Source organism: Martelella sp. UBA3392, assembly GCF_002358775.1.
In the GTDB taxonomy this organism is placed as follows: Bacteria; Pseudomonadota; Alphaproteobacteria; order Rhizobiales; family Rhizobiaceae; genus Martelella; species Martelella mediterranea.
Map to the genome: position 1 here is coordinate 1 of NZ_DEPM01000017.1, position 9165 is coordinate 9165.

General features: G+C 63.9%; 9 protein-coding genes. 1 reads left to right on the forward strand and 8 read right to left on the reverse strand.

The features are described from left to right. The 6 genes from atpD to B4E36_RS01480 form a co-directional block, all read right to left on the reverse strand. A partial coding sequence (atpD, locus tag B4E36_RS01455) for a F0F1 ATP synthase subunit beta (RefSeq protein WP_345899887.1) occupies window positions 1-1127 on the reverse strand: 1127 nt, incomplete at its 3' end. A 28-nt stretch (window positions 1128-1155) separates the two neighbouring features. Continuing rightward, window positions 1156-1920 carry an SDR family NAD(P)-dependent oxidoreductase gene (locus B4E36_RS01460; protein ID WP_292055608.1) on the reverse strand — a complete coding sequence of 255 codons (765 nt, stop codon included), beginning with the start codon at window positions 1918-1920 and terminating at the stop codon, window positions 1156-1158. Window positions 1921-1933: 13 nt separating this feature from the next. Beyond that, window positions 1934-2848, reverse strand: a complete 915-nt coding sequence (arcC, locus tag B4E36_RS01465) for a carbamate kinase (RefSeq protein ID WP_345899888.1) — start codon at window positions 2846-2848, stop codon at window positions 1934-1936. A 2-nt stretch (window positions 2849-2850) separates the two neighbouring features. Beyond that, window positions 2851-3852 (reverse strand): ornithine carbamoyltransferase, encoded by a 1002-nt coding sequence (argF, locus tag B4E36_RS01470; protein ID WP_292055606.1) that lies wholly within the window; start codon window positions 3850-3852, stop codon window positions 2851-2853. A gap of 11 nt (window positions 3853-3863) precedes the next feature. Beyond that, window positions 3864-5093: an arginine deiminase gene (locus tag B4E36_RS01475; protein WP_292055605.1), complete on the reverse strand. Its 1230-nt coding sequence runs from the start codon at window positions 5091-5093 to the stop codon at window positions 3864-3866. A gap of 14 nt (window positions 5094-5107) precedes the next feature. Continuing rightward, the gene (locus tag B4E36_RS01480) at window positions 5108-6556 is read right to left on the reverse strand and encodes a YfcC family protein (protein WP_292055604.1); all 1449 of its coding nucleotides are present in this window, start codon (window positions 6554-6556) and stop codon (window positions 5108-5110) included. Between the two features lie 310 nt (window positions 6557-6866). Here B4E36_RS01480 and B4E36_RS01485 point away from each other — a divergent pair, with 310 nt between their 5' ends. Beyond that, a complete protein-coding gene (locus B4E36_RS01485) occupies window positions 6867-7427 on the forward strand; it encodes a type 1 glutamine amidotransferase domain-containing protein (RefSeq protein WP_292055603.1) in 561 nt (186 codons plus the stop codon). A 96-nt stretch (window positions 7428-7523) separates the two neighbouring features. Here B4E36_RS01485 and rfbA read toward each other — a convergent pair whose 3' ends face one another. Beyond that, window positions 7524-8414, reverse strand: a complete 891-nt coding sequence (rfbA, locus tag B4E36_RS01490; RefSeq protein WP_292055601.1) for a glucose-1-phosphate thymidylyltransferase RfbA — start codon at window positions 8412-8414, stop codon at window positions 7524-7526. Continuing rightward, window positions 8411-9165, reverse strand: a 755-nt coding sequence (gene rfbD / locus B4E36_RS01495; protein ID WP_345899889.1) for a dTDP-4-dehydrorhamnose reductase, incomplete at its 5' end; no start/stop codon positions are given. The genes rfbA and rfbD, both read right to left, overlap by 4 nt.

Genomic DNA, 9165 nt, shown 5'->3' on the forward strand with positions numbered 1-9165 from the left:
GCGAGCGTCCGGCGCACCGCGCGGGCGACATCGTAATGGCGCTGCCCCACCACGTTCGGCGTCAGCATGACAGAGGTGGAGGCCAGCGGATCGACCGCCGGATAAAGCCCCTCGCTCGCGCGCTTGCGCGACAGCACAACCGAGGCGGAAAGATGCGAGAAGACGTGCGCGGCGGCCGGATCGGTGAAATCGTCGGCCGGGACATAGACCGCCTGGATCGAGGTGATCGCGCCCTTGCGGGTCGAGGAAATCCGCTCCTCCAGCTCCGCCAGCTCCGTCGCCAGCGTCGGCTGATAGCCCACGCGGCTCGGCATCCGGCCCAAAAGCCCGGAGAGTTCCGAGCCCGCCTGCACGAAGCGGAAGATGTTGTCGATCAGCACCAGCACGTCCTGGCCCCGCGTATCGCGGAAATATTCGGCCATCGTCAGGGCGGATTTGCCGACGAGATAACGCACGCCCGGGGGCTCGTTCATCTGGCCGAACAACATCACCATCTTGTCGCGAACGCCGGCCTCGCCCATCTCGCGCCAGAGTTCCTCGGCCTCGCGCGAGCGTTCGCCGATGCCGCAGAACAGGCTGACGCCGTGATGATGCTCGACCGTGTTGTGGATGAGCTCGCTCAGGAGAACTGTCTTGCCGACACCCGCGCCGCCGAAAAGCCCGGTCTTGCCGCCGCGTTCGATGGGGGAAAGCAGGTCGATCGCCTTGATGCCGGTTTCCAGCACCTCGGCGCGCAGCACCCGGTCCGACAAATGCGGCGGCGCGGCGTGAATCGAACGGCGATCCTCGGCCTCGGGCGCGGGCAGGCCATCGAGCGGCCTGCCGAACATGTCGAGCATCCGCCCCAGAACCGCCTCGCCCACCGGAACGGCGATGTCGCCGCCGGTATCGGTAACCTCGGCGCCGAGTGCCAAGCCGCCGACGACGCCGAGCGCAATGCAGCGCACGGTGCGTTCACCCACCAAGGAAGCGACCTCCATCGGAATATCACCGGCCATAAGAAGACTGTTGATGCCCGGAACCCTGTCCGAAAACGCCACATCGATGATCCCGCCCCGGATCGCCACGACGGTCCCGCGGGCTTCTCCGGCATCCAGGACGCCTTCATCCGCCGTTACATCCTGCATGGGCGCTCTCCCGGGCGACGTTCGGTCATCACGTTGCGGCCATGCCTCCGTCCACCGGATATTGCGCGCCGGTGATGAAGGCGGATTCATCGGAAGCAAGGAACAGCACGAGATTGGCGATGTCGCTGCTTTCACCATAACGGCCCAAAGGAATGGTGGAGGCAAGCTGATTCTTGATCTCCTCGCCATGGCCGGGGCTGAACCCGTCTTCGAGCGAGCGCATCATGCGCGTGTTGACCGGCGAGGGATGCACGGAATTGACCCGCACATTGGCCGCCGCCTCGACCGCGGCCGCGCGCGTCAGGCCAACCACCGCATGTTTCGAGGTGATGTAGGGGGCGACATTGGGGCTGCCCTTCAAGCCGGCAATCGACGACATGTTGATGATGCTACCGGATTTCTGCTCGATCATCACCGGCAGAACATGTTGCAGGCCCAGGAAGGGACCGCGCACATTGACGGCGATCACCCGGTCGAAATCCTCGATCTTCTGCTCGGTCAGCGGAGCGACCTTGCCCTCGATCCCGGCATTGTTGAAGAAAATGTCGATGCGGCCGAACCGCTCCACGGTTTCGCGGACGTAGCGCGCGCTGTCCTCCGGCGAGGAGACGTCGGCCGCTACCGTCAGAACATCGGACGAGCCGAGACTTTCGGCCGCCGTCTTCAGATCCTCCTCGCGCAGGTCGACCAGCGCCACGCGCGCGCCCTCCTGCAGGAAGAGCCGGGCGGTCTCAAGCCCGATCCCGGCGGCGCCGCCGGTAATGAGCGCGATCTTGTCCTTCAAGCGAGGCATGGTCTTTCCTTCCTTATCTTCCATCTGTGACGATGCGGGTCCCGGCCCGCTTTTCCAGAATGGCGGTGGCCTGATCGAGCCGGCCGATCCCGGCCAGTCCGCCATGGCTTGCGAATTCCGCTGCGGCCCTGATCTTCGGCCCCATCGACCCGGCCGGCAAATCGAGTGCACGGGCTTCCTCGGGCGTAAGTTCCGCAATCGCCGCCTCGTCCGGGGTGCCGAAACCGCGATAGACGGCGTCCACGTCGGTCAGCAGCAGCAGGGCATCGGCGCCGAGTTGCCGCGCCAGAAGGGCGCTGGCGGCGTCCTTGTCGATCACTGCCTCGATGCCCGTCATGCTGCCATCGGGCAGGCGCAGCACCGGAATACCGCCGCCGCCGGTGCAGATCACGATCACGCCCTGATCCAGCAGCAGCCGCAGCACACGTATATCCGGAATCTCCTGCGGCGCGGGCGAAGGCACCACCCGCCGCCACTTGTCGCCATCCGCGGCGATGGCCCAGCCCGCCGCCTTGGCGCGCGCCTCGGCCTCCTCGCGCTCATAGACCGGCCCGATAAATTTCGTCGGCTTGCCGAAAGCCGGGTCGCGTGCGTCCACGACGACCTGCGTCAAAAGCGTGGCGACCGGCTGGGCATGATCGAGCGCGTTTTCAAGCTCCTGCTCGATCATATAGCCGATCATGCCGCCGGTTTCCGCACCGAGCACATCCAGCGGATAGGCCTCGTCCGGCTTGTAGGCCGCGCCCTGTAGCGCCAGAAGGCCCACCTGCGGGCCGTTGCCATGGGTGACGACCAGACGGTGACCGGCCTTGACGATGCGGGCCAGCGCCTGCGCCGCATCGCGGACATTGGCGCGCTGGTTTTCCGCCGTCAGCGGCTCTCCACGCTTCAGCAGGGCATTGCCGCCCAGTGCGGCCACGACAAGCATGGTCAGCCTCCCAGCGTGGCGACGAGAACCGCCTTGATGGTGTGCATCCGGTTTTCCGCCTGATCGAACACGATCGAGGCAGGACTTTCGAACACCTCTTCCGTCACCTCCATCGCATCGAGGCCAAACTGCTCCTGTATTTCCTTGCCGACGCTGGTATCGGTATTGTGGAAGGCGGGCAGGCAATGCATGAATTTCGTGCGCGGATTGCCGGTCTTTTCCATCACCGCGCGCGTGACCTGATAGGGCTTGAGGAGGTCGATGCGCTCGGCCCATTTCTCCTTGGCTTCGCCCATGGAGACCCAGACATCGGTGTAGAGGAAATCTGCGCCCTTCACGGCCTCGTCCACGTCCTGCGTCAGCATGATCCGCGCGCCGGTCGCTGCCGCGATCTCTTCGGCCTCCTTGCGGATCGCCGCCGTCGGCCACAGGCTTTCCGGCGCGCAAAGCCGCACATCCATGCCCATCTTGGCCCCGCCGATCAGCAGGCTGTCACCCATATTGTTGCCGGCGTCGCCAAGGAAGCAATAGGAGACTTGATGCAACGGCTTTTCGGCGTGCTCCTGCATGGTCAGGAAATCGGCAAGAATCTGCGTCGGGTGGAACTCGTCCGTCAGCCCGTTATAGACCGGCACGCCGGACCATTTGGCGAGCGTCTGCACCACCTCCTGCCCGAAGCCGCGATACTCGATCGCATCATAGACGCGGCCGAGCACGCGTGCGGTGTCCTTGATGGTTTCCTTGTGGCCCATGTGATTGCCGGACGGGCCGAGATAGGTGACCGTCGCGCCCTGATCATGGGCCGCCACCTCGAAGCCGACGCGGGTGCGGGTGCTGTCCTTCTCGAAGATCAGCGCGATTTCCTTGCCCTTGAGCGTCGGCACCTCGGTGCCTGCATATTTCGCGGTCTTCAGATCGGCCGCGAGCTTCAGAAGGAAGGCGATCTCCTGCGGCGTGAAATCGCGCAGGGTCAGGAAATGGCGGTTCTTCAGATTGTAAGCCATGGTTTATCTCCTCAGGCCGGATCGCGCATCGTCGGGCAGGACATGCAGCGGCTGCCGCCGCGCCCGCGCCCGAGCTCCGCGCCGGGCAGTTCGATCACCTCGATGCCTTCGGCGCGCAGCGCCGCATTGGTATCGTCGTTGCGGTCATAGCCCATCACCACGCCGGGCCGCAGCGCCAGCACATTGTTGCCGTCGTTCCACTGCTCGCGCGACTGTTCGAATGGATCGCTGCCGCCGGTGGGAATGACCTTCAGTCGCTTGAAGCCCATCGCATCGGCCACGACCTCGAACAGCGGGCGGGTGTCGTGGCGCATGTCGATCGGCTTGCCGCCCTCGCCGGGATGCAGGTCGTAGCAAGTCATTTCTTCCGCAACTTCCTTGAAGCTGGTCACGACATCGCCGCCGCAGAAGGTGAAGACCGTGTCGAGATGCATCGCGGAGCGTTCCTTCGGCATCTGGCAGGCGATCACCCGTTCGGCGCGGCCCTGGCTGAACAGCGCCTCGGCCAGAAGCCCGACGGCCTGCGGCGAGGTGCGCTCGCCCATGCCGACCAGAACCAGGCCGTTGCCGACCGGCATCTGGTCGCCGCCTTCAAGCGTTGCAAGCCCGTGATCGGCCAGCGGATCGCCCCAGATCACCTCGACCTTGCCCGCGAATTTCGGGTGGTACCGGTAGATCGCAGCGGTGAGCAGGGTCTCGGGGCGGCGCGCCTGCCAGTACATCGGGTTCAGCGTGACGCCGCCATAGATCCAGGCCGAATTGTCACGGGTGAAAAGGAAATTCGGCAGCGGCGGCAGGATGAAGCCGTGATAGCCGAGATAGCTGCCGAACATGCCATCGGCGGCAAACGGCAGATCGGCGACCGTCAGCCCGCCGATCAGATATTCGGCCAGCGTGGCACCAGGCAGCGTGTCCATCCAGCCCCGCAGTTCCTTCTGCATGCCGATGCCGACATGCTGGGCCGAAATACGGTGATCGAGCACCCATTTGCGAGCCTCGGAATTGTCCAGAACCTCGGCCAGCATCGCGCCGGTTTCCAGCACCTCGACGCCCTCATTGCGCATCGCCTCGCCAAAGGCGTCGTGATCCTTCTGCGCCTGTTTGACCCAGAACACGTCGTCGAAAAGCAATTGCTCGCAATTGTCGGGCGTGAGCCGGCGGTGCGCCAGGCCGGGGCGGCAGACGATGACCTGCCGCAACCGGCCGCTTTCGGAATGGACCCCTAATTCATGCTTGGTCATGAGCGACCTCTCTTTCAAAACAATGCGCCGATACTCAGCACGACCGAGATGAAGATCAGCAGAATCAGCATCAGCGGCCAGATGAAGACGATCCAGCGGTCATAGGACACCCGCCCGATGGCAAGCCCGCCGATGACCACCGCGAAGGTCGGGTTGATCAGGTTCACCAGCCCGTTTGCGGACTGATAGGCCGTGACCACAAGGTCGCGGCCGACGCCGGCAAAGTCGGAAAGCGGCGCCAGAATGGGCATCGACAGCACCGCCAGACCCGATGATGACGGGACGAAGAAGCTCATGCCGAGCTCGATCCAGAACATCACATTGATAAAGGCCAGCTCGCCGAGCCCGCCAAGCGTCTGTTCGGCGCCGTGCAGGATCGTGTCGGCGATCAGCCCGTTTTCCATGATGACGACGATGCCGCGCGCCAGCCCGACCACAAGCGCCACGCCCAGAAGATCGCGCGCGCCGTCAACGAAATTACCGGTGAGTTGCTTTTCGCCCTGCCGCGAGATCAGTCCGATGACGATGGCCGAACCGAGGAACAGCGCGCTCATCCGCGCCATCCACCAGCCCTGGCTGGATACGCCCCAGATCATCACCGCGAAGGTGGCGGCGAAAATCACCAGAACGAGTTTCTGGATGCCGCTCAGCTTCGCCTCGGTCTCTTCCCCGGACCTGTCCTGAAGAAAGAGCTTTTTATGCGCTTCAAGCTGTTTGGCGACGACCGAGCGCGACGGATCGGTCCTGACCCGATGGGCATAGCGCATGACATAGGCCGCGCAGATCGCCAGACCGCCGAGCAGTAGCACCAGCCGCAGGATCAACCCGTCGGTGAAGGGAATGCTTGCCGCATTGGAGGCAATCACGGTGGCGAAGGGGTTGATCGTCGATCCGAGCACGCCGATGCCCGCGCCGATCAGGATGATCGCGACCCCCGTCACGGCGTCGTAGCCAGCGGCGATCATGACCGGGATCAGGATGGCATAGAAGGCCAGCGTCTCCTCGGCCATGCCATAGGTGGTGCCCCCCAACGCGAAAAGACCCATCATGATCGGAATGATCCATATCTGGTGTCCTCTCATGTCGAACATCGCCGCCTTGATCCCCTTGTCGATCGCGCCGGTGGCATTCACCACGCCGAGGAAGCCGCCGAGAAACAGGACGAACAGCGCCACGTCGATGGCGTTTGCCACATAGCTGTCGGGATTGTAGAACCCGGCAATCGGCGCCAGCATCACGTCGACGAAGCCCTGCGGGTTCGGATCGACCTCGTGATAGGTGCCGGCGACGGCGATTTCGCGCCCGACCTCCTCATTCATCACCCGGTCATACTGGCCGGCCGGAATGATCCAGGTCAGCGCCGCGACCAGCACGATCAGAAGAAACAGGATCGTATAGGCTGTCGGAAAACGGGATGTAAGCTCTGGCGCCGGTTCGCCCGGCGGCGTGGTCTGATCGGTCATGTGCGGTCCTCCGGCTGACAAGAGAGCTCCCCCGGCTTGCGCCCTGAAGGGTCCTTTCGAAATGGACCTGAGCCGAATTCCCGCGGCATCGCATTGACCGAGGTTAACGCCCCGCCAACAAGCCGCCTTCGGCATCCTGGTTAATTCCAGAGCCAAAAAACCGGCAGAGGGCCGTTCCGTTTTCCCGCGCCGAACCATTGCGCGGCGCATCGAAAGTTTGGAACGCCCGCGCCTTTGAGGCGTTTACCCGGCAGATGGCAAAGCCCGGAAGGGCCGCCGCCTTGAACGCGAAACAACACAGGAGGCCACCATGCCTGGCATTACGCAATCCAAGATTCTTATTCTGGCCACCAATGGTTATGAACGCTCCGAACTGCGCGTGCCGCTCGATAGCCTGAAGCAGAAAGGGGCATCCGTGACCATCGCTTCTCTCGAAAAGGGCCCGATCAAGAGCTGGGACGAGAAGGACTGGGGCGACAGCGTCGACGCCGACCTGACGGTGGATGACGTCAATGTCGCCGATTATGACGCGATCGTGCTGCCGGGCGGCCAGATCAACCCGGATGTGTTGCGCACCAGCGAGAAGGCTGTCGCGATCGTGAAGGAATTCGTCAGCACCGGCCGCATCGTTGCCGCGATCTGCCACGGACCCTGGATGCTGGTCGAAGCTGACGTGCTGAAGGGCCGCGAGGCGACCTCCTATCCCTCGATCCGCACCGACATGAAGAATGCGGGCGCCAACTGGGTCGACCGCGAGGTGGTGACCGACAACGGCATCATTACCTCGCGCAACCCCAAGGACCTGCCGGCCTTCGTGGACAAGATCGTCGAGGAGGTCGAAGAAGGCCGCCATCCGCGCAAGGCCGCCTGAGGGAGGTCCTTCCAAATGTGGTCATCTGTCAGCAGGATGGCCTCAGCGACCCGGGCCCAGGCCCGGGTCTTTTTTTTCGCTCAAGGTGAGCGCGGATCAGCCGAGCTGATGCTCCGCTGTCAGCAATTCGAAAAGATATCTTCCATAGTCGGTCTTGCGGAAGGTTTCGGCGTGCTGGCGCAGCATTTCCCCATCGATCCAGCCGTTGCGATAAGCGATCTCTTCCGGACAGCCGGACTGCATGCCTTGACGCACCGAAAGCGTGCGCACGAAATTGCCGGCATCGAGCAGGCTCGAATGAGTCCCGGTATCGAGCCATGCGAAGCCGCGCCCCATTCGTTCCACCGCCAGCTTGCCCTCGTGCAGATAGCTCTCCAGCAGCGTCACGATCTCGAGCTCGCCGCGCGGCGATGGCTTGACCGCGCGGGCGCGTTCCGGCGCCTCGCCATCGAGAAAATAAAGCCCCGTAACGGCATAATGCGACGGCGGCACCTCCGGCTTCTCGATGATCTGGCTCGCCTTGCCGTCCTTGTCGAAGGCGACCACGCCGTAGCGCTCGGGGTCGGCGACGTGATAGCCGAACACCGTGCCGCCGGATGTCTTGGCATCGGCCGCGGCCAGCAGTTCCGGCAGGCCATGACCGAAGAAGATGTTGTCGCCGAGCGTCATCGCCGACGGCGCGCCATCGAGGAATTCTTCCGCCAGAATATAGGCCTGCGCAAGTCCGTCCGGCGAGGGCTGGGTAATGAAGGTGAGGCTCAGGCCCCACTGGCTGCCGTCACCCAGAAGCCGCTTGAACTGGTCCTGATCGTCCGGCGTGGTGATGATTGCGATCTCGCGGATGCCCGTCAACATCAGCACCGACAGCGGATAATAGATCATCGGCTTGTCGTAGATCGGCATCAATTGCTTCGAAACCGCCATCGTCAGCGGATAAAGCCGCGTGCCCGACCCGCCGGCCAGAATAATGCCTTTGCGTGGCTTCATGATATTGCCCCCAGTTCAGTCAACACTTGCGCGAGATCCGCCCGCCAGTCCGGTCGCGCGAGACCAAAGGCGGACAGCGCCGAACAATCGAGCCGGGAATTCAACGGTCGCTTGGCCGGCGTCGGATAATCCGAGGTCGGAATATCCGTGACCGTGACTGCCCTGCCCGCCATTTCGAAGATCGCGCGCGCGAAACCGGCCCAGCTCGTATCCGGCGCGCCGGAGAAATGATAGATGCCGGACTTGGCCGGGTCCTTGATCAGCTGCTCCGCCATCACCTTGCAGGCAAACGCGATCGCCCGCGCCGAGGTCGGCCCGCCGACCTGATCGGCGACGATGGTCAGGCTGACGCGGCTTTCGGCGAGCCGCAGCATGGTCTTGACGAAATTGCCGCCATGGGCGGAAAACACCCAGCTTGTGCGCAGGATGGCGAACGGGCCGCCCGCCCGCGCCACAAGCTGTTCGCCGGCAAGCTTGGTGCGGCCATAGGCGCCGAGCGGCGCCGTCGGATCGTCCGGCGAAAACGGCTTCTCGCCCGTGCCGGCGAAAACGTAATCGGTCGAAATGTGAACAAACGGAATGCCGAGCCCCGCTGCCGCGCGCGCCATCGCGCCGGGCGCCGTGGCGTTGACGTTCAGCGCCGTCTCCTCGTCGCTCTCGGCTTTGTCCACCGCGGTATAGGCGGCTGCGTTTATGACGGCGGCAGGTCTGTGCTCCTTAATTGCGGCGGCGCAGGCGGCAGGGTTCGCCA